The sequence below is a fragment of the Bradyrhizobium sp. UFLA03-84 genome (assembly GCF_002289535.1).
Classification (GTDB): Bacteria; Pseudomonadota; Alphaproteobacteria; order Rhizobiales; family Xanthobacteraceae; genus Bradyrhizobium; species Bradyrhizobium viridifuturi.
Map to the genome: position 1 here is coordinate 385,507 of NZ_NSJY01000014.1, position 19,178 is coordinate 404,684.

Consider the following 19,178-nt stretch of genomic DNA (forward strand, 5'->3'; position numbering starts at 1 on the left):
GATGGCACCGCTTCTGCGCGTCAGTGGGCTGTCGAAACGCTTTGGCGAGATCGTGGTCGCCGACGCCGTCAGCTTCGAGCTGGCGCGCGGCGAATGCCTCGGCGTGATCGGCCCGAACGGCGCCGGCAAGAGCTCGCTGTTGAACCTGATCGTCGGCCTGCTCACGGCCGACGGCGGTTCGATCATGCTCGACGACAAGGACATAACGGGGCTGCCGCCGCACCAACGGGCACGAATGGGGCTCGGGCGCGCGTTCCAGATCCCGCAGCCGTTCCCGCATCTGTCGGTCTACGAGAACGCGCTGGTCGCCGCGTCCTACGGCGCGGGCCTCTATGGCGAGGCGGCATCGAGCTGGACGATGGAGGTGTTGCAGCGGACCGGGCTCGAGGCCAAGGCCGACAAGCTCGCCGGCGCCTTGCCGCTGATCGACCGCAAGCGGCTGGAATTCGCCAAGGCGCTGGCCTCGAAGCCGAAGCTGATCCTGCTCGACGAAATCGCCGCCGGGCTGACCGAGCCCGAGGTCGAGCGGCTGGTCGCGATCATCAAGTCGGTCAAGGCCGATCACGCCATGATCTGGATCGAGCACATTCCGCATGCGCTGCGTGCGGTGTCGGATCGCATCCTGGTGCTCGATTTCGGCCGCAAGGTGCTTGAAGGGCCGCCGGCCGAGGTGATGGACAGCGCCGTGGTGCGCGAGATCTACATGGGATTGAAGGCCGATGGCGTTGCTTGATGTGAACGGCCTCGAGATCTTCTACGGCGATCTCCAGGCCGTGTTCGACATGAACTTCACCGTGGCGGACGGCGAGGCGGTGGCGCTGGTCGGCGCCAACGGCGCCGGCAAGTCCACCTTCCTGAAGGCGCTGGTCGGGCTCAACGAGGAGCGGCGCGGGGCGGTACTTTTCGACGGCATCGACATCTCGCAGATGCCGGCCGAGCAGGTGTCGCGGCTCGGGCTGATCATGGTGCCTGAGGGACGCCTGCTGTTCGACTCGCTGACCGTCGAGGAGAACCTCTTGATGGGCACGGTGAACCGGCGCAAGGGCAGCTGGACCCTGCGGCGGGTGTTCGACCTGTTCCCGATCCTGGAAGAGCGGCGGCGGATGTTTCCCGGTCAGCTCTCCGGCGGCCAGCAGCAGATGGCAGCGATCGGCCGCGCACTGATGTCGAACCCGCGCCTCCTGCTGTGCGACGAGATTTCGCTCGGGCTCGCGCCCGTCGTGGTCGAGCAGATCTATCGCTCGTTTGCCGACATCCGCCGCGAGGGCACCGCGGTGGTGCTGGTCGAGCAGGACGTCAAGCGCGCGCTTGCGACCTCCGAGCGGATCTATTGCCTGTTGAAGGGGCGGGTGTCGCTGACCGGCCCTGCGCAGGGGTTGCAGCCGGAGCAGCTGACGCACGCCTATTTCGGAAACTAGCCAGGGTTGGCAACGAACATGATCTGGGTTGAGACATTGATCAACGGAGCCTTGCTGGGCGGGCTGTATGCACTGCTCGGCATCGGGCTCGCGCTGGTGTTCGGCGTAATGCGAGTCGTCAACATCGCGCATGGCGAATTCATGGTGCTGAGCGCGTTCTGCGCCGTGCTGCTCTCCAGCCTGTTTCCGCAGGTGCCGCCATTGCTGATGCTGATCCCGGTGATCGCGCTGTCCTTTGCGGTCGGATGGCTGTACCAGGCTGTCATCGTCAACCGGGTGGTGACGTCGCCCGATCCGCTGTCGCCATTGCTGCTGACCTTCGGCGTCTCGGTGATCCTGCGCAACGTGATGGTCGAGGTGTTCGGCGCCGACGTGCGCAGCCTGCAGGTCGGCGAGCTCTCGCGCGCCAGCCTCGAGATTGCCGGCCTCAACATCGGAATCATGCCGTTGCTGACGCTTGTGCTCGCGGCACTTCTGTTCATGGCGCTGCAACTCGTGCTGCGCCACACCGAATTCGGCCGCATCGTGCGCGCCACCGCCGACCGCCGCGACATCGTCCGGCTGTCCGGGGTCAAGCCGGACCGGGTCTATAACTATGTCATGGGCCTGTCGCTCGCACTCGGCGCGATCGGCGGCGTCCTGCTCGCGGTGCGCTCGAGCTTCACGCCGTTCTCGGGCGCCGAGCGGCTCCTGATCGCCTTCGAGGTCGTGGTGCTCGGCGGGCTCGGCTCGTTCTGGGGCGCGCTGCTCGGCGGCATCGCGCTCGGCATGGCGCAGTTGATCGGGCTGAAGATGGATCCGAATGCCGGGCTGCTCTATGCGCATCTGTTGTTCTTCATCATGCTGTTGATCCGCCCGTCGGGTCTTGTGTCGAGCAGGGTGTGAAGCCGATGCCGACACGGACACTTCTCCTGGCCTGCTGCATCGTGCTCATCGCTGTGATCGCCGGTGCGCCCTTCGTGCTGAACGAAGGCTTCCTGCGGCTCGCGACCGAGTGCCTGCTGCTGCTGACGATGGCACAGATGTGGAATCTGCTGGCCGGGTATGCCGGGCTGGTCTCGCTCGGCCACCAGGTGTTCATCGCCTTCGGCGCCTACGCGCTGTTTCTGACCTCGGGCTGGCTCGAGGTGACCCCGATCTGGGTGCTGCCGGTGGCGCCGCTGGTGGCCGCGGCCGTCGCCGCGATCATCGCGTTTCCGCTGTTCAGGTTGCGCGATGCCTATTTTTCGATCGCGATGTGGGTGTTTGCCGAGATCATCGGCGCCTTCACGATGAAATCGCAGGCGGTCGGCGGCACCTCGGGCGTGCCGCTCGCGACCAGCAAGCTGATCGATTTCGATTGGTTCGAGCCGACGATGTTCTGGCTCGCGGGCGGCCTGACGCTTGTCACCATCGCCGCGTTGTACAAGATGATGACCTCGAGCTTCGGGCTCGGGCTGATGAGTGTCCGCGACAACGATCTTGCCGCGATGAGCGTCGGCGTCGACGTCCGCCACAACCGCTTCATCGCCTTTGTGCTGTCGGCGGCGGGATGCGGGCTGGCCGGTGCGCTCAGCTTCATGGGCAACCTGTTCATCGCGCCGCTGGCGGCGTTCGACGTCAACTGGTCGGTCTACATGATGTTCATCGTGATCATCGGCGGCATCGGCACGCTCGAAGGTCCGATTCTGGGCGTCATCATCTTCTTCGGCCTGCGCGAATTGATGACCGGCCCGCTCGGCCTGTCCGGCGGCTGGTATCTGGTTGGGCTCGGCATCCTCGCCGTGGTCGTGATGATCGTGGCGCCGCGCGGCATCTGGCCGGCCTTGCGAGATCGGCTCGGCGTGCGGCTGCTCGATGTCCATCGCGCCGCGCCGCGCCCGGCCACCGCGACCATCCCGCCGGGTGTGTCGGAACGGGTTACCGGATGAGGCAGGGCTTCACGCCGTCACCATAGCTTGTATTCTGACCGTTCTGGTTTTGAGTGGAGGGCGTGATGGCTCTGATATCGCGGCATGGCGGATGGGCATTGGCAGGCCTGGTCGCAGCGACACTGGCGACGCCGGCACAGGCCGAGCGGAGGATGTGGCCGCAGGCGGCCGCGACGCACCCGATGGATGGGCTGACGACGGATGAGATCCGTTCGGTCTCCGAAATCCTCCGCAGCGCCGGCAAGCTCGACGATGCGGCGCGCGTCGTCTCGATGACGGTCGAGGAGGACCCCAAGGACGAGGTGCGGGCGTGGAAGCCCGGACAGCCCTTCGTACGCCGGGCGCACGCGACCCTGCTGAGCGGCGGGCATCTCTACGAGGCGCATGTCGACCTCGCCGCGCGCAGTCTCGTCGGCTGGGACGAGGTCAGCGATCACGAGGCCGCGCTGACCATCGACGAATTGATGTCCGCCGGCGATCTGCCGAAGCAGGACCCGCGCTGGATCGCCGCGATGGCCAAGCGCGGCATCACCGACTTCAAGAACGTGCTGTGCCTGCCGCTGACCGTCGGGCCGGTGAGCGACCCGGCGCTGAAAGGCCGCCGCCTGCTCAACGTTCCCTGCGTCGACACCACGGGCGCTGGCAACAATCTCTGGGGCAAGCCGATCGAGAATTTGGTGGCCCAGGTCGATCTCAAGAGCCGGACGGTGCTGTCGGTGACCGATCTCGGTGTGGTGCCGCCCCCGGCGCAGTCGCCGTCGCACGCCTATGCCGACTCCGGAAAATACCGCAAGCCGCCGAAGCCGATCGAAATCACCGCGCCTGAGGGCAGCAATGTGAAGGTGGAGGGCGGCCAGGTCCGCTGGGACAATTGGTCGTTCCACGTCCGCCTCGAGCCGCGTGTCGGCGCGGTGCTGTCGCTGATCCGCTACGATGACCACGGCACGTTCCGCGACATCGCCTACCAGATGTCGGCGAGCGAGATGTTCGTGCCCTATATGGATCCGGCGCCGACCTGGTCGTTCCGCGCCTACATGGATATCGGCGAGTATGGCTTCGGCGTGCTCTCCAGCGAATTGCAGCGCGGCATCGATTGTCCCGAAGGTGCGCATTATCTCGATCTGACCATCTCGGACACCAAGGGCAATCCGGTCGTCTCCAAGGGCGCGGTCTGCATCTTCGAGCGGCCGACCGGCGATCCGATCTGGCGGCACAGCGAGCTGATCAACAACACTGCCGAGGTGAGGCCGAACAACGAGCTCGTGGTGCGGATGGCGCCGGTGGTCGGCAATTACGACTATCTGGTCGACTATGTGTTCGACCGCGCCGGCAACATCGATGTGCGGCTCGGCGCCTACGGCATCGATGCGACCAAAGGGGTGGCAAGCCGGAATTTGAGCGACCCCACCGCCGCGCAGGATACCGCTTATGGAACGCTGGTCGACGAGCGGCTGCTGGCGGTCAATCACGATCACTACATGACATTCCGAATCGACATGGACGTCGACGGCACCGCGAACCGGCTGGTCGAGGATCGCTTCAGCGTCCGGCGGCTGGAGCAGGGCCAGCGCAAGAGCTTGTGGCAGGTCGACACCAAGCCGGTCGCGACCGAGGGCCCGGTGACGACGCCGCTGGGCGCGGCGCAGTTTCGGATCGAGAGCACGGGCAAGACCAACAAACAGGGCTACCGCACCAGCTATCAGCTGATGCCCGGCCATTCCGACGTCTCGCTGCTCGCCAAGGACGATCCGATCCAGTTGCGCGCCGGCTTCAGCGCCTACACGCTGTGGACCTCGGCCTACGCCAAGGACGAGCGCTACGCCGCCGGCACGTATCCGAACGAAAACCCTGACGTCGATGGCCTGCCGAAATGGACCGCAGCGAAGCGGCCGATCGAGGATCGCGACCTTGTGCTGTGGTACACCGTCGGCTTCCGCCACGTGCCGCGCGCCGAGGATTGGCCCGTGATGCCCGGCCTGTGGCATGGCTTCCGGCTGCGTCCGTTCAATTTCTTCGACCGCAATCCGGCGCTCGACGTGCCGCCCGTCACCACGGCCAGGGAAACGAAATGACGAGGGCCCGCGCGTTGCCCGCCTTGGCGATCCCTTTGAAGGATCATCAAGGTCGGGTGCACGTGAGATGCGTGCGAGACGCGATCTCTAAAGCGCGGGGGTCCATCTGTTGCGATGACGGTAGAGCTTTGACAGGCTGAAGTTGCCGACTTCCTGGCTGCCTTTGCGAAAAATCGCGATCGCCTTTTGAACGCTCATCTCCGATATGATGTCCGGCCGGCTGCCGCAGAGCATGACGAGCTCGAAAATCAGGTTGGTGAGCGCCGGCATGTCAGTCCATAGCTGCGTCTGATACGGCTCCTCCCAATGAGCCCAGGCCCAATCCTCGATCAGATAGAGACCCTCGCTCTTGAGATAGTGGAATGACGCCTCAAAGCTTGCTTTGGAGAGCTCGTATTGATGAGAGGCGTCGTCGATGATCATATCGATCCGTTGTCCGGGGAATTCCTTCCTGATGATCTCCTGGACACGGGCGGTGTCGCCTTGCGACGTATTGTAGTAAAGCTTTACGCGGTCCGTCAGACCGTGGTCTCGTATCAGGCCGAGGACCGCCGGGCTCGCAGGTCTGATGTCGATGCCGACGAACTTGATGCGTTCCTCGATTGCGGCAAGCAGCAAAGCCGAGCCGCCTTCGAAGATGCCAAATTCCAGGATGTTGGTTACGCCGTTCTCGCGAATGAGGCTCTTGTACCGATCGATCATCCCGCGGTTCTTGATGATCGCTACGGTATCTTTCGTCGTCCTGGCATCGTTGAAGTTCTGTCTAATTAGATTGAACTTCATGTTGTTGATCACGAAGTTGTTCTCATCACTCCAGACTTCATCCATTGGAACCCCCTGTCGCTATTAGGATCGTCGTTGTCATTTGCCCTGCGGTGAGCAGAGCCTCTCTCGCCAGATGAGCGGCGTTTTCTCGCCTTCTTCTGAAGGCCCTTCGCGCAATTCTTCGCTGGCAACCTGCATGCCCGGCGGACATGGCCAGGCAGTCGTCATCGAGTCATCGGCCGATTTGCATCCGGCGCTTGCCGTTGTAGTTGAGATGGATGACGAACCAACGGCGCAGGCCTTCGGGTCAATCCGGGTCGGCCATGCGAGCTTGAAGGGCGGAATTGCCGGATGCCGCCCCGTCGCACTGGCTATCACCTTGAGCCGTCGTACGCCTTCTGACAACGTCGGCTGAATCCAGCCACCTTCCGAACTTTCGTTCCAGGCATAAATCACGACGCTCTGGAAGCGACCGTTGCGCGGATTGCTGGACGCCTCGCTGATCGCACCGCGGATCTGCCGCGTCCATTCCTCATCGGTGGCAGGCTGACACCAATCAGGATTCGGCTTGCGCGTTTTCATTTCCTGCGGATCGCGCAACGCCGGACGGTAATCCCACCCGAGCGTAACGGTTGGCAGGAAGCCTCCCATGCCACCCTTGGTTTCCGCGCGCCATGCGCTCTGCGCGAGGGCGGCGCAACTCGCATAGGGCAGGGACTTTCCATTCGACCCAAGGGCGGTGGCATATGTGCTGGTCGCATCAAATCCGATCCTGTGAGCGACGGGTCCTGTTTCTGGCAAGTTGAAGAGCAAGGCGACCAGATAGAGATTTTGGCCCGTCGCGGCCTTGACGCGATCCTTGATGTCTTTGAGGGCTGCCTTTGCGCTGTCCTCGCCACCGAGGCCCTTCAGCCATGGAGTCATGGAATTCACGAGGAAGAACACCGGCGCAGAGCCGTCGTTCGTCCGCATGTAGTCGGGCCCGCGCACGGCCTTGCTGATCGCATCGCTGACCATCGGCACGTCGCGGGAAGGAAATGACAGGTTGAAATTCAGCGCGTATTTGACGCCGAGCTTGTTGGGCAGGCGAACGAAATTCTCCATGGCGCGATTGAGCGCCACGGCACGCTTTGGATCGCGTCCCCAGGCGGAACTCTCCAGGTAGTAGCCGAAGATGAAGTAATCCAGGCCTGCGGACTTCGCATAATGGACGTCCGCATTGAGCGCCCGTTCGGTGTTTCCGGGAAAGCCCAATTGCCCGTTCGGCAGACGCTCCGTGTAATATGGCGCGCGCTCCCGCAATCCGGGGTCGGCCAGGACCTGTCCATAGGGACTGTCGAGACTCCAGTTGTCCCACCTGATAGCACCCAGCGTGACCTTGGCTGATGACGCTGACACTGCGGTGGACGGATTGCCTTTGCTCACCTGAGCCGTGACAGGGAACGAGAAGAGCGCCGTCGCAAGCACAATAAATAGTCGTGTCAACCGTTGTACGGCTATCGGCATCATCGCTGTCCCTTAGTCCCAAGCCACAATCATGCGGTTCGCATCCATTCAAGGAGCAACTGAGGGCGCTTATGTGGCGGCAGGTTGCAATCGTCATGTTCTGCATGTGGCGTGACTTCGGCGTGACATTGCAACCTAAGGTTATGTTCCGTCGGGCCGGATTCTCGCTTGCAAGTATCATGCAAGCGATACATCTCACCTTGAAATGGAACTCCCGTTGTCAATGATCAGGGCATGCGACAGCCGCCGGAGCGCGATCAGTGGAACTTGACGCGCCTCGCGCGCCGTTCGCTGAATCTCTCCGCTGCCGTCAAGATAAGACTTACGCAAAGGGACAGAATTGGGCGTCGATGCCAGGTCGAGCTTGATCGCCAGTTGACACGGTTACGCGGAAGCTTCAGCGTTGCAGCGCCGTCAACCTCGACGGCGAATGCCAGGGCATCAAATGCGCGGTCGCGTGCATTGCATCGGTACAACGGCCCGCGTGCTGCTGCTGTCGTTGGCGATCGGGCAGGCAGCGCGCGGTGTGCCAGCTTCGGCTGAAGGCGGTACGGACACTGCGTCCTTGCTCTATCTGAGCAGCGACGACTGGGAGCGGCAGTCCTCTCCGGGCAAGGTTGCGCTCGCGGCCGACTTCATGCGGATCTTCTGCACTGATCAGAGGATGTCGGCGGCCTCGCTGGCCGACTGCCTCGACCGCGACAAAGCCGATGGCGCGCCGTTCGAGCGCGCCATGGCCTGCGTCAGCACATTGTCATCAGCCGGCCGCTGAGAGGCCGGCGTCGATTCCTTCGGCGATCGCCTTGACGTCCAGCGAGGTGAGGATGAGGGGCGGGGACAGGATCAGGTTGTTGCCGGAGACGCGCAGCATCACGCCGGCCTCATAGGCGGCATCCGCAACCTTCGCCATGGTCTTCTTGTCCGCGGGCTTCTTGCTGTCGCGATCGGCGACCAGCTCAAGCGCGGCCATCAGGCCCTTGCCCCTGACGTCGCCGACCAGCGCATGCTTCGCCTTGAGCGCGGCCAACGCCTGCGCAAGGTCGTTGCCGCGCGCGGCGGCATTCTCGTCGAGCTTGAGGCGGCGGGTCTCGGCGAGCGCCGCGATACCTGCAGCGCAGCCGACCGGATGGCCCGAATAGGTATAGCCATGGCCGATCGAACCGAACGTCGTCGCATCAGACTCGAAGGCTTCCGCAACGGCTTCGCCGATCAGCGTCGCGCCGAGCGGGAAATAGCCCGAGGTGATCGCCTTCGCCATCGTCATCATGTCGGGCTTCACGCCCCACAGCCGCGAGCCCGACCATGCGCCGGTGCGGCCGAACCCGGTGACGACCTCGTCCGCGATCATCAGGATACCGTGACGGTCGCAGATCTCGCGCACGAGCTTCATGAAACTGTCCGGCGGTACGATCACGCCGCCGGCTCCCAGCACCGGCTCCATGATGAAGGCCGCGATGGTGTCGGCGCTCTGAAATGCGATCTCCTCCTCCATTGCTGCCGCGCAGAGCTGCGCGAGTCTTGCAGGATCGGTCTCGTTGAAGGGGTTGCGATAGGTCGACGGCGCCGGGATGTGGAATACGCCGGGAAGCATCGGCTCATAGTTGCGGCGGAAATTGGCGTTGCCGTTGACCGACGCGCCGCCGAAATGGGTGCCGTGATAGCCCTTCTTCAGGGCCAGGAATTTGGTGCGGTCGGCCTGGCCCTTGATCTTCCAGTATTGCCGGGAAAGCCGCAGCGCGGTCTCGACCGAGTCCGATCCACCTGAGGTGAAGAAGGCGCGCACCATGCCTTCCTGCTTGAACCATTCGGTGAGCTCGTAGGCCAACTCGATCGAGGGACCGGATGAGGTGCCGCGGAAGCCCGAGTAATACGGCAGCGCGCTGAGCTGCTCTGTGATCGCCTGCTTGATCGGATCGCAGCTGTAGCCGAGGTTGACGTTCCACAACCCGCCGACCGCGTCGATCACCGTCTTGCCGTCGATGTCGGTGACATGAACGCCTTCGCCCTTCATCACGATCCGCGGCGGCTGCGCCCGCATCTCGGCGGGGTGGGCCATCGGGTGCCAGATCGGCTTGGCGTTGTTCTCAACCAGGAAGTTTCTGTCGCGCATGATTGCTCTCTGTCCGGCTAGGGGCCTTTCCGTCCCGATGGAACGGAGGCTCCAGATTCTCATTTTGACGCGTTTTCTTCACGCGAACCGGTACCCACTTCGCTCGAAAACGCTTTACTCGAACTGCAGCCCGAAGTGCCGCAGCGCCTCGCCGTAGGACGCGGCCGGGTTGCGCACATCAAACAGCACCGTGCGCATGTCGCACGCAACGGCGCCCGCGATGTTGCGGCGCTGGTCGTCGACGAAGACGCAATTGTCTGCCTCCAGCGCCAGTTCGTCCAGCACGCTTTGATAGGCGCGCGGGTCTGGTTTCAGGATCCCGGTATGGGTCGCGTCGACGATGGTATCGAAGCGCTTCAGGATCGAAAGCCGGGTGCGGAAATCGGCACCGTAGAACAGGTCGAGCTCGTTCGAGAGGATCGCGAGCCGGACCCCGGCGTCAGCGGCGAGATTGATCGCGCGCGTCGCCTCGGGCCGGATCACGGTATCAGGGTCGGCGCCGCGTGCGCGCTTCACGAAGGTCTCCATGTCGCGCCAGTCCTCGCCGAGCATCCGGCCGACCTCGCGGCTGCGGGTCAGCCAGTAGTCGCGTTCGGAAATCTCGCCGCGCTGCATCGACGTCCACAGCGGATCGCTGTCGGGGGCGAACGGTCCAAGCCATTTCAGCGTGCAGGGTGCGAGACCGAGCGTGCGCTCGGTCAAATCATGGGTCTCGAACAGGGTCTTCGAGATCACGCCGCCGAAATCGAGCACCAGCGCCTGGGCGTGCGGCCGCATCATGCGGCAGCCGTCGAGTGGCCGGGGCGGACAATGCCGGCGGCAACCCAGCGGTCGAAGATGCCGAGCACGGTTTCATTGAATGCCGTGCTGTTGATGTGGTCCTTGATCTCGTGCAGTTCGACCGGTGGCTGGATCGCCGACCGCATGGCGTCGACAAAGGCGGCGAGGGCGTCAGGGTCGTGCAGGGCCTCGCCTTCGCGGTCCCATTGCTGGATGCCGCCGGCGGGCAGCACGAAGGCGACCGGTGCGTTGGCGTGGGACAGTTTCTCCGCAATCCCCTTCGCGATCCTGCGGCGCTCGACCGGTCGCGACGTCGCCGAGGCAAGCAGCCGGTTATGCGCGTGGAACGGACGATCCGACAATTCGTCCGGAACCGGCAGCCACGCCGGGAAATCCACCATGTCGATCGCGCCGGGGGCGACGATCTGCGGAATGCCGGCTCTGCCCGCGTTCTCCAGCCTATCGGCGCCGGAATTGACCACCGAGCCGGTAAGCTGGTTGGCGACTTCCTGCAGGCTGAGGTCCAGCACGGCGGCGAAACCGCCTTGGGCCGCGATCGACTCCATCGCGCGGCCACCCATGCCGGTGGTGTGGAAGACGACCACCTCGTAGCCGCGCCGCTCGAGCTGCGGCTTGAGCTCGACCATGTAGCGCAGGCAGCTCTTGCCGAGCGAGGTGATCGCAACCACCGGCCGGTCCTTGCGCGGCTTGATCGCACTCCTGGCCGCGCCGACGATCGCGCCGCAGGCCTGCGACAGCACCGCGGTGCAGGTGCCGTTGAGGCCATAGAGGCCACCGGCCCACAGGATCATCATCAGGTCGGCGGCGACGCGCTCGGGCGGGATCAGATGCGAGAACGCAACCGTCGAGACGATCAACTTCGGCAGGCCGAGCGGCAGCGCCTGCGCGACGTCGAGCGCGAGGTCGGTGCCCATCGTGCCGCCGATCGCGATTACGCCGTCGATGGCCTCGCGCGCCGCGAGCTCGCGCGCAAGATTGGCGGCGCCAACCGCCATCAGCGACATCGCGGAGTTTTCGTCGCCGCTCGATGCGATGGCGTCGATGGTGGTCTGCGCGGCAGCAGCCACCGCGTGCTTGTCATGTGCGGGCTGGTACGGCGGATCGCCGAGCACGCTGATGTCCATCATGACCGTTCTGCCGCCGGCGCGCGCGATGCACTCGCTCATGAACAGCAGTTCGTCGGCCTTGGTGTCGCCAGTGCCGATCAGAAGAATGCGGGGCTGCGTGATCTCGGACATGACCTTGTCGGTGCTCGCCGGCAGGCGTGGATGATCGTGGGCGACTGATTTGCACCGAGCGTGCGGAGCGTTCGGCCATCGTGCGATCACGCTATGAGGGGAGTGGCCGCGGTGACATCCACCTATCGGTTGATTGCTGCCAAAGCCTTGATTTGGCGAGGATTGCGTCATGCCAGCGATCCCGATCGCGAGCCGCTTTCGTCACCGTCACACTGATCTCGCATGCAGCAAGCCCAGATCGATCTGTACCGATCCGCCGCCATTCCGGCACAGCAGCTCTTCATCGGCGGCCGCGTCGTGCAGGCGGTCGGCACGGCGCGGCTCGACGTCGTGTCGCCGATCGACGGCAAGCTGCTGGCCAGCATTGCCGACGGCGATGCTGCCGATGTCGACCATGCGGTGAGACAGGCGCGGCAGGTCTTCGAGCAGGGACGCTGGTCGCGCGCTGCGCCCGCGCTGCGCAAGAAGGTTCTGCTGCGGTTCGCCGATCTCATCGAGCAGCATGCGCTGGAGATCGCCGTGCTCGGCGTGCGCGACAACGGCACCGAGATCGGCATGGCCTACAAGGCCGAACCGCTGTCGGCGGCAGGCACTGTCCGCTACTACGCCGAGGCGATCGACAAGGTGTATGGCGAGATCGCGCCGACCTCCGCCGACGTGCTCGGGCTGGTGCATCGTGAGCCGCTCGGCGTCGTCGGTGTCATCGTGCCATGGAATTTCCCGCTGATGATCGGCGCCTGGAAGATCGCTCCTGCGCTCGCCGCAGGTAACTCGGTCGTGGTCAAACCGCCGGAGCTGGCGTCGCTCACACTGCTACGGTTGGCTGAGCTCGCGACCGAAGCGGGCCTGCCGGACGGCGTGTTCAACGTCGTCACCGGCCGCGGCGCATCGGCCGGCGAGGCGCTCGCGCTGCATATGGATGTCGATGTGCTGGCCTTCACCGGCTCGGGCGCGGTCGGCCGACGGCTGCTGGAATGCTCGGCGCGGTCGAACTTGAAGCGGGTGCATCTCGAGCTTGGCGGCAAGTCGCCCAACATCGTGTTTGCCGATGTGCCCGACATCAAGCACGCGGCCAGGGTCTCGGCCAACGGCATCTTCCGCAACTCCGGCCAGGTCTGTGTCGCCGGCTCGCGGCTGCTGGTGCAGTCTGCGATCTATGACCGCTTCATGGACGAACTGCTCGGTGCCACCGCGAAGCTCCGGGTTGGCGATCCCCTCGATCTGACGTCCGATATCGGCGCCGTCGCGAGCAAGGAGCAGCTGCGCAAGAACCTCGATGCCGTGGCCCGCGCGGAAGAGCAGGGTGCGACGCGGCTGATCGGCGGCGAGCAGATCCGCATTGAGAGCGGCGGCAACTTCATGGCGCCGGCGATCCTCGCCGAGGTAACGCCGGAGATGGAGGTCTGGCGCGAGGAGGTGTTCGGTCCGGTGCTCTCGGTCACGCGGTTCGATAGCGAGGACGATGCCATCGCGCTCGCCAATGCGACACCCTACGGGCTTGCGTCGGCGGTGTGGACCGGCGCTCTGTCGACAGCGCACCGCATGGTGCGCGCGGTGAGGGCGGGCGTCGTGCACGTCAATGCCTATGGCGGCGCCGACATCACGGTGCCGCTCGGTGGATTCAAGCAATCCGGCTTCGGACGCGACAAGTCGCTCCACGCCCTCGACGCCTATACCGACCTCAAGACCGCCTGGATCGCGCTATGACATCTGCAACGACTGAGCGAGCCGGCATTCTGAACCGATTGCTCGATGCGGAGCAGGAGCGCTTTCGCGCGCTGCACCCGCGATCGGCCGCGGCGTGGCAGGAAGGCCGGCAGCATTACCTCTATGGCGGCCCGTCGCACTGGATGCGGCGCTGGGCCGGCGGCTTTCCGATCTATGCCGAGGAGGCGCAGGGCGCACATATCAGGGATATCGACGGGCGCGACTATATCGATTTCTGCCTCGGCGATACCGGCGGCATGTGCGGGCACGCACCGGAGGCGGTGACGGAAGCCGCGCTCGCGCAGCTCAAGCGTGGCGCGACCATGATGCTGCCGACCGAAGACAGTCTCTGGGTCGGCGCCGAACTGTCGCGCCGCTTCGGTCCGAAATACTGGACGTTGACGACGTCGGCGACCGACGCCAATCGCGCCGCGATCCGGATCTCGCGCATGATCACCGGCCGGCGCAAGGTGCTGGTGTTCTCCGGCTGCTATCATGGCGGCGTCGAGGAAGCGCATGTCGAGATCCGCGACGGCCGGGTCGGCCTGCGCAACATGATCCATCCCAACGGCATCGATCATGACGCGGTGAGCCGGGTGGTCGAGTTCAACGACGTCGCGGCACTCGAGGCGGCGCTGGCGCAGGGCGACGTCGCCTGCGTGCTGACCGAGCCGCTGATGACGAATTTCGGCATGATCCCGGTCGATCCTGGTTTTCACCAGGCCTTGCGCGACCTGACCCGGCGCGCCGGCACCGTGCTCATCATCGACGAGACCCACACGCTGTCCTGCGGACCGGGAGGTTACAGCCAGGCGTATGGCCTGGAGTCCGACATCTTTGTCGCCGGCAAGGCGATCGCGGGTGGCATCCCCGCCGGCGTGTTCGGGCTCAGCCAGGAGATCGCCGAGCGGCTCTGGAAACTCGTTCCGCACGTCAATCCGCGCCAGCGGCAGTCCGCGCATCTCGGCTTCGGCGGCACGCTCGCCGGCAACGCGCTGACGGTCGCCACCATGCGCGCGGTGCTTGAGAAGGTCCTGACCTCTGCGAATTACGAGCGGATGATCGGAACGGCGACCTGGCTCGCGCAGGAAGCGCGCCGGCTGATCGAAGCGGTCGGTCTGCCCTGGCACGTCACCCAGATCGGCGCTCGCGCCGAGATCATGTTCATGCCGCAGCCGCCGCGCAGCGGCGCCGACGTCATCGCAGGCAGACAACCCGATCTCGAGACCCTGCTGCATGCGTTCTACATGAACGAGGGCATTCTGGTGACACCGTTCCACACGATGTTGCTGATGTGCCCGGCGACCTCGGCGCGGGACGTCGACATGCACACGGCGGCGTTCGCGCAGTTCATCGATTTGCTGAAAGGTGCGGGAGCAATCTGATGCAGGCGGGTCCGTTCAACCTTGACGGCCGAGTCGCCATCGTCACGGGTGGAGGCAGGGGGATCGGCGCGGCCATCGTGAGGCGGCTCGCGCAGGTCGGCGCGATCGCCGTGATTGCCAACCGTACGACCGACGTCGCCGAAGCGCTCGCGCGCGAACTGGTGGCAGAAGGCGGGACGGCGCATTGCGTCCCGTTCGACCGGCTCGATCGCAGCAGCTTGCGCGCAATGGTCGACGATGTGGCCGCCAGATACGGCCGGCTCGATATCGTCGTGCACAATGCCGGCGGCTGTCCGTGGGCCTCGCTGGAAGAACTCGATGAAGCCAGGCTCGACGAGACGCTGGCGCTGAACCTGAACGCCAGCATCTGGCTTGCACAGGCGGCAATTCCGCATATGCGTGCCAACAAGTTCGGGCGCATCCTCGTGACGTCCTCGGTGTCCGCGCGCGTTGCGATGGGCGGCGGCGCGCATTATTCGGCGGCGAAAGCGGGCGCAAACGCGTTTATCCGCGGTGCCGCCTTCGAGCTCGCGCGCGATGGCATCACGGTCAACGGTGTGGAGGCCGGCTTCATCGAGAAGCCCGGCCGCGGCACCATGAGCGCGCCGGAGAACAAGGCGAAGCTCGAACGCTTCATTCCGATGGGGCATATGGGAAGCGCCGACGATATCGCCTGCGCCATGCTCTATCTCGCCTCCGTTGAGGCCAGATACGTCACCGGGCAGACCATCGTGGTCGATGGCGGTTCGACGCTGCCGGAGACCGGATTTGCCGTCGAACGGCAGTGGGGGCTCTAGATGGGCATGATCTCTTCGGTGCGCAGATTTCCACCTTTCCGGATCATGCATTGATGCCGCGGTTGGATGGAAAGACGGCGCTGGTGACGGGCGCGGCCACCGGGATCGGGCGGGCCACGGCGACATTGCTGGCGCTGAGCGGCGCGCGCGTCGTGCTGTTCGGCCTCGGCGACGCCGAGCTTGAGGCCGCGGCGGCCGAGTGCGGTGGGCAGGCGGTCCATGGTGACGTCACCCGGCCGGACGACGTCGCCAAGGCCGTTACCGCCTGCGGCGCGTGGCTCGACATCGTCGTCAACGCCGCCGGCCTGATCGTGCCGGATCAGCCCGCAAGCGTCTCCGACGAGGTCTGGGCCAGAACGCTTGACGTGAACCTGACGGGTACGATGCGGGTCTGCCGGGCATCCTTGCCGCTGCTGCGGCAGCGCGGCGGCGCCATCGTCAACATCGCCTCGGTTGCCGCGTTCAATGCCAGCCCGGACAGCGCAAGCTACGCCGCCAGCAAGGCGGCGGTCGTCGCCTATACGCGTTCGCTGGCCTACGCGCACGGCGCCGACGGCGTCAGAGCCAATGCCGTGGCGCCCGGCTGGGTGCGGACGCCGATGAGCACCTATGAAATGCAACTGCTCGCGGACCAGAACGGCACCAATGCCGAGACAGAGTTTCGCGGCGTCGAACAACGGATCGCTTTGGGCAGGATGGCCGAGCCGGCCGAGATCGCGGCGTGCTGTCTGTTCCTGGCGTCCGACGAGGCGTCGTTCGTGACGGGAGCGGTGCTGGTCGCCGATGGCGGCGGCCGCGCGCCGACGCAGAATCGCGCGGTCTAGATTTTTGTCTGACGCGTTTTCTTCACGCGAACCGGGATCCACTTCGCTCGAAAACGCTCTGGAACGGTCGATTGGCGGCGGGGTGTGGCGGCCGGCACCTTGATAAGGCCCGGTGGATTTGGCACTCTTGCGCCGTTACGTCATTCGATCGAGGGGCGTTATGAACAAGTCATTTTCCGTGATCATTGCTGCGGCCGCTTCCATCGTCGTCCTGTCATCGACGGCGGCGAAATGCGGCGACTATCCGTTCGGCGATCCGCCGTACCGGCTGGACTACGTGCAGGAGCCGCAGATTGAATCTGGCTGCTGGAAATGGAATTGGCAGCTGTACCAGTGGCAGGATTACTGCCCGGTCTACGTCCATCCGAAGGCGTATATGTTCTCACGATCGTCGCGCGTCGTGCTCCGCACCAAGGGGTGAGGAGCAACTTCGCGGTTTGAAGAGTTCTGCGTCACGCCAATCGGAGTGACGCAGAGCGCCTGCGCCTTATGAGTGCGCGATGGTGCACGCCACCTGATGGTGCTTGCCGAAGTTGAGCAGCGCATTTTCCCGGAAGCCATCCAGCCAGACGCCGCGGCCGGCATAGCGATAGCCGACGCCCATCGGAACGTGCCGCACATGGATGCCGCCACGGCCCGTGAGCAGGGAGGCCGTGACCACCTCGCCCTCGACCGACACGGCGCGCGGGCACAGCGGATATTGATGACCGTTCTCGCAGGTGAACACGATCTCGGTGCAGGTGCCGACCGGTGCTTTCGTGACCAGGCCGAGATCCGCGGCCGCCGCCGGCCTCGCATGGCCCGACAGCGTTGCACCCAGAGCCAAAATGCCCGCGACCATGTAGCAAAACCGAATCCGCATCAGTGCCCCCTCGTCCAGCGATAGGCTAAGTAATTGAGGAAAAATAACTGGCGCTAAATGAGCAAAAAAAGGCTCCAAGGTCAAACCTGCGGCAGCGCCATGCACCGTGTTGGAGCGCAAACTGTTGCAAGTTTGCTGCAGTGGAACTGAATTGAGCTGAAGATCGTCCGGCTGCGACAACGTGCCTTTACTGGCCACAATTGGCCTGCAAGTGGTGGGGGTAGTTGAGTCGTTGCGCAGGGACTGCTTCACGCGCCAGGCCGGATCGTATCGCGAACGGGTTTTGGACGAACATCGGGGGTGGGAATGAACTTCCGTGGTGCCATTGCAGGTTCGGTACTGACCTTCATGATCGTCCCCGTGTCGTCGCTGACGGTGCACGCGCAGACGCCATCTCCTCAGCCGGTGAATGGCCGGACAGCGGCGGCTCAACCCGCCCAAGGCGATCAATCGTTCTCCGGCCCGAGCTTTCGCAAGGGCCTGTGGCGCTTCATCCGAACGCTCGACGTCGTCAGGAGCGCGAACAAGAATTTCAAGTACCGGGTGGTCAACGCGGAGACGACGCGCTGCGTCGACCCGACCTTCGCCATGAAGGCCACCTTCTCGCCAGAACCGGTCGGAGGCTGTGTCTCGGACAAGCCTGAGAAGGTCGGCAATCGATACACCTTCGGGCATCGGTGCGACTACATGGGCGCGGTCAGCACCGTGATCACCGTGCGCAGCGACGAGGCGTATACCGAGCTGAACGAGGTCAGCACCGGCGAGCATCCAAGGACCGACACGGTGGTCGCCACGCGGATCGGCGACTGTGACGATGCCGGCGCCGCCAACTCCGAAAAAACCGCCGCGGCGCGCTTGCAGCACTAGCTCGCGATCGGCCAAAGGCTCGTGCCGGCGTCAGCTCGCCAGGGGCTGACGCGTGGGCCCGGTTTCGCGGCGGAGCCGCCCCCGGCCGTATTTTTACGGAGCGGGTTTTCCGCGGTCAGCCTTGATGCTGCCTCGCGCCGGGTCGAGCATTTGGCCGCGGAGAACCTCAACCAAAAGGACGAGTATTTACTCGACCTTAACGCGAAGTGTTCTGGAATGAAGTGAGGTTGGGCGTGCTTCAAGTGAAGTCACGCGATGCGCACCGTGCAGCCGATAAGGATTCATCAAATGACTTCGCGTGAGGGCTTCGGGCAGTCGAAGGTCTTCGCCTGCGCGCTTGGTGCCGTGATGGCGCTTTCCCTATCCTTGCTCGCTTCCCGGAGTGCTGTGGCCGAGGAGAGCTTCAGCGGGCCGACCTTCCGAAAGGGGATGTGGCGGTTCGTGCGGACGATGGAGCTCGTGTCGCCCTCGAATGTCCGGCAAAAGCTGCTCGAGCGCGAAATGCTGCGCTGTGTCGACCCGACCCAGGCGATGAAGGCGACGTTCTCGTCGCCGTCGATCGGAAATTGCCATTCGTCGAGGCCGGAGAAGGTGAACAACAAGTACGTCTTTTCCAACCGCTGCGACTACATGGGGCCGGTCAGCACCGTCATCACGGTGCTGAGCGACGAGGCCTATACCGAGGTCAATGAAGTCCACGGCCAGGCGCCGCGGACGGACCGGGTGGTCGCGCGCCGGATCAGCGACTGCCACGAGGACCGGGCGCAGCTTCGTCAGCCGGCCGCCGCGCCGAGCGAGGTCGCGCACGATGTGGAGCAGGAGACGGCAGAGGGCGAGCCGCTCTAGGGCGGCGTTCAGGCCTGGCGCGGCTTCATGCCGATGCACCCGCTGGATCGGCGGGAGCAATCGCCTCTGG

General features: G+C 64.6%; 19 protein-coding genes. 13 read left to right on the plus strand and 6 right to left on the minus strand.

The window, feature by feature from the left end; genetic code table 11:
* Position 1 precedes the first annotated feature (1 nt).
* The 5 genes from CK489_RS23440 to CK489_RS23460 all read left to right on the plus strand — a co-directional run bounded on the left by CK489_RS23440 (position 2) and on the right by CK489_RS23460 (position 5,400).
* On the plus strand, positions 2-733 hold the full coding sequence (locus CK489_RS23440; protein ID WP_095733968.1) for an ABC transporter ATP-binding protein: 732 nt from the start codon (positions 2-4) through the stop codon (positions 731-733).
* Complete coding sequence (locus CK489_RS23445; RefSeq protein ID WP_095733969.1) at positions 720-1,418, plus strand: ABC transporter ATP-binding protein; 699 nt, start codon at positions 720-722, stop codon at positions 1,416-1,418. Before CK489_RS23440 ends, CK489_RS23445 begins: the two co-directional genes overlap by 14 nt.
* Positions 1,419-1,436: 18 nt before the next feature.
* Positions 1,437-2,303, plus strand: coding sequence for a branched-chain amino acid ABC transporter permease (locus CK489_RS23450; RefSeq protein ID WP_095733970.1), 867 nt, complete (start codon positions 1,437-1,439; stop codon positions 2,301-2,303).
* A gap of 5 nt (positions 2,304-2,308) precedes the next feature.
* Positions 2,309-3,328, plus strand: coding sequence for a branched-chain amino acid ABC transporter permease (locus tag CK489_RS23455; RefSeq protein WP_244486094.1), 1,020 nt, complete (start codon positions 2,309-2,311; stop codon positions 3,326-3,328).
* Between the two features lie 65 nt (positions 3,329-3,393).
* A complete protein-coding gene (locus CK489_RS23460; RefSeq protein WP_094193902.1) occupies positions 3,394-5,400 on the plus strand; it encodes a copper amine oxidase in 2,007 nt (668 codons plus the stop codon).
* An 87-nt stretch (positions 5,401-5,487) separates the two neighbouring features.
* Here CK489_RS23460 and CK489_RS23465 read toward each other — a convergent pair whose 3' ends face one another.
* Positions 5,488-6,228 (minus strand): class I SAM-dependent methyltransferase, encoded by a 741-nt coding sequence (locus tag CK489_RS23465; protein WP_095733971.1) that lies wholly within the window; start codon positions 6,226-6,228, stop codon positions 5,488-5,490.
* A gap of 33 nt (positions 6,229-6,261) precedes the next feature.
* Positions 6,262-7,674: a glycoside hydrolase family 71/99 protein gene (locus CK489_RS23470; RefSeq protein ID WP_143278207.1), complete on the minus strand. Its 1,413-nt coding sequence runs from the start codon at positions 7,672-7,674 to the stop codon at positions 6,262-6,264.
* 442 nt (positions 7,675-8,116) lie between these two features.
* Here CK489_RS23470 and CK489_RS23475 point away from each other — a divergent pair, with 442 nt between their 5' ends.
* Complete coding sequence (locus CK489_RS23475; RefSeq protein ID WP_095733973.1) at positions 8,117-8,443, plus strand: hypothetical protein; 327 nt, start codon at positions 8,117-8,119, stop codon at positions 8,441-8,443.
* Here CK489_RS23475 and CK489_RS23480 read toward each other — a convergent pair.
* From CK489_RS23480 to CK489_RS23490, 3 genes are all read right to left on the minus strand, one after another.
* The gene (locus CK489_RS23480) at positions 8,429-9,781 is read right to left on the minus strand and encodes an aminotransferase class III-fold pyridoxal phosphate-dependent enzyme (protein WP_095733974.1); all 1,353 of its coding nucleotides are present in this window, start codon (positions 9,779-9,781) and stop codon (positions 8,429-8,431) included. The genes CK489_RS23475 and CK489_RS23480 overlap by 15 nt on opposite strands.
* A gap of 114 nt (positions 9,782-9,895) precedes the next feature.
* Entirely contained in the window at positions 9,896-10,561 is a 666-nt protein-coding gene (locus CK489_RS23485) for an HAD family hydrolase (protein ID WP_095733975.1), read from the minus strand.
* Entirely contained in the window at positions 10,558-11,820 is a 1,263-nt protein-coding gene (locus tag CK489_RS23490) for a Tm-1-like ATP-binding domain-containing protein (protein ID WP_095733976.1), read from the minus strand. Before CK489_RS23490 ends, CK489_RS23485 begins: the two co-directional genes overlap by 4 nt.
* A 222-nt stretch (positions 11,821-12,042) precedes the next feature.
* Between CK489_RS23490 and CK489_RS23495 the strand changes: the two genes are divergently transcribed.
* The 5 genes from CK489_RS23495 (at position 12,043) to CK489_RS23515 (ending at position 16,954) form a co-directional block, all read left to right on the plus strand.
* Positions 12,043-13,527, plus strand: a complete 1,485-nt coding sequence (locus CK489_RS23495; RefSeq protein WP_095733977.1) for an aldehyde dehydrogenase — start codon at positions 12,043-12,045, stop codon at positions 13,525-13,527.
* Entirely contained in the window at positions 13,524-14,912 is a 1,389-nt protein-coding gene (locus tag CK489_RS23500) for a transaminase (protein ID WP_095733978.1), read from the plus strand. Before CK489_RS23495 ends, CK489_RS23500 begins: the two co-directional genes overlap by 4 nt.
* Positions 14,912-15,709 (plus strand): SDR family NAD(P)-dependent oxidoreductase, encoded by a 798-nt coding sequence (locus tag CK489_RS23505; protein WP_095733979.1) that lies wholly within the window; start codon positions 14,912-14,914, stop codon positions 15,707-15,709. Before CK489_RS23500 ends, CK489_RS23505 begins: the two co-directional genes overlap by 1 nt.
* Before the next feature lie 53 nt (positions 15,710-15,762).
* Entirely contained in the window at positions 15,763-16,533 is a 771-nt protein-coding gene (locus CK489_RS23510; protein WP_095733980.1) for an SDR family NAD(P)-dependent oxidoreductase, read from the plus strand.
* Between the two features lie 160 nt (positions 16,534-16,693).
* Complete coding sequence (locus CK489_RS23515) at positions 16,694-16,954, plus strand: hypothetical protein (RefSeq protein ID WP_050424419.1); 261 nt, start codon at positions 16,694-16,696, stop codon at positions 16,952-16,954.
* Positions 16,955-17,020: 66 nt separating this feature from the next.
* Here CK489_RS23515 and CK489_RS23520 read toward each other — a convergent pair whose 3' ends face one another.
* The gene (locus CK489_RS23520) at positions 17,021-17,395 is read right to left on the minus strand and encodes a hypothetical protein (RefSeq protein ID WP_095733981.1); all 375 of its coding nucleotides are present in this window, start codon (positions 17,393-17,395) and stop codon (positions 17,021-17,023) included.
* A gap of 300 nt (positions 17,396-17,695) precedes the next feature.
* Here CK489_RS23520 and CK489_RS23525 point away from each other — a divergent pair, with 300 nt between their 5' ends.
* A complete protein-coding gene (locus tag CK489_RS23525) occupies positions 17,696-18,262 on the plus strand; it encodes a DUF3617 family protein (protein WP_143278208.1) in 567 nt (188 codons plus the stop codon).
* A gap of 255 nt (positions 18,263-18,517) precedes the next feature.
* Positions 18,518-19,108, plus strand: a complete 591-nt coding sequence (locus CK489_RS23535; protein WP_244486097.1) for a DUF3617 domain-containing protein — start codon at positions 18,518-18,520, stop codon at positions 19,106-19,108.
* The last annotated feature ends 70 nt before the right edge of the window (positions 19,109-19,178 follow it).

Coding starts and splice junctions, on each gene's coding strand:
- CK489_RS23440 (WP_095733968.1), top strand. CDS start 2: ATGGCACCGCTTCTGCGCGTCAGTGGGCTGTCGAAACGCTTTGGCGAG.
- CK489_RS23445 (WP_095733969.1), top strand. CDS start 720: ATGGCGTTGCTTGATGTGAACGGCCTCGAGATCTTCTACGGCGATCTC.
- CK489_RS23450 (WP_095733970.1), top strand. CDS start 1,437: ATGATCTGGGTTGAGACATTGATCAACGGAGCCTTGCTGGGCGGGCTG.
- CK489_RS23455 (WP_244486094.1), top strand. CDS start 2,309: ATGCCGACACGGACACTTCTCCTGGCCTGCTGCATCGTGCTCATCGCT.
- CK489_RS23460 (WP_094193902.1), top strand. CDS start 3,394: ATGGCTCTGATATCGCGGCATGGCGGATGGGCATTGGCAGGCCTGGTC.
- CK489_RS23465 (WP_095733971.1), bottom strand. CDS start 6,228: ATGGATGAAGTCTGGAGTGATGAGAACAACTTCGTGATCAACAACATG.
- CK489_RS23470 (WP_143278207.1), bottom strand. CDS start 7,674: ATGATGCCGATAGCCGTACAACGGTTGACACGACTATTTATTGTGCTT.
- CK489_RS23475 (WP_095733973.1), top strand. CDS start 8,117: ATGCGCGGTCGCGTGCATTGCATCGGTACAACGGCCCGCGTGCTGCTG.
- CK489_RS23480 (WP_095733974.1), bottom strand. CDS start 9,781: ATGCGCGACAGAAACTTCCTGGTTGAGAACAACGCCAAGCCGATCTGG.
- CK489_RS23485 (WP_095733975.1), bottom strand. CDS start 10,561: ATGATGCGGCCGCACGCCCAGGCGCTGGTGCTCGATTTCGGCGGCGTG.
- CK489_RS23490 (WP_095733976.1), bottom strand. CDS start 11,820: ATGTCCGAGATCACGCAGCCCCGCATTCTTCTGATCGGCACTGGCGAC.
- CK489_RS23495 (WP_095733977.1), top strand. CDS start 12,043: ATGCAGCAAGCCCAGATCGATCTGTACCGATCCGCCGCCATTCCGGCA.
- CK489_RS23500 (WP_095733978.1), top strand. CDS start 13,524: ATGACATCTGCAACGACTGAGCGAGCCGGCATTCTGAACCGATTGCTC.
- CK489_RS23505 (WP_095733979.1), top strand. CDS start 14,912: ATGCAGGCGGGTCCGTTCAACCTTGACGGCCGAGTCGCCATCGTCACG.
- CK489_RS23510 (WP_095733980.1), top strand. CDS start 15,763: ATGCCGCGGTTGGATGGAAAGACGGCGCTGGTGACGGGCGCGGCCACC.
- CK489_RS23515 (WP_050424419.1), top strand. CDS start 16,694: ATGAACAAGTCATTTTCCGTGATCATTGCTGCGGCCGCTTCCATCGTC.
- CK489_RS23520 (WP_095733981.1), bottom strand. CDS start 17,395: ATGCGGATTCGGTTTTGCTACATGGTCGCGGGCATTTTGGCTCTGGGT.
- CK489_RS23535 (WP_244486097.1), top strand. CDS start 18,518: ATGCGCACCGTGCAGCCGATAAGGATTCATCAAATGACTTCGCGTGAG.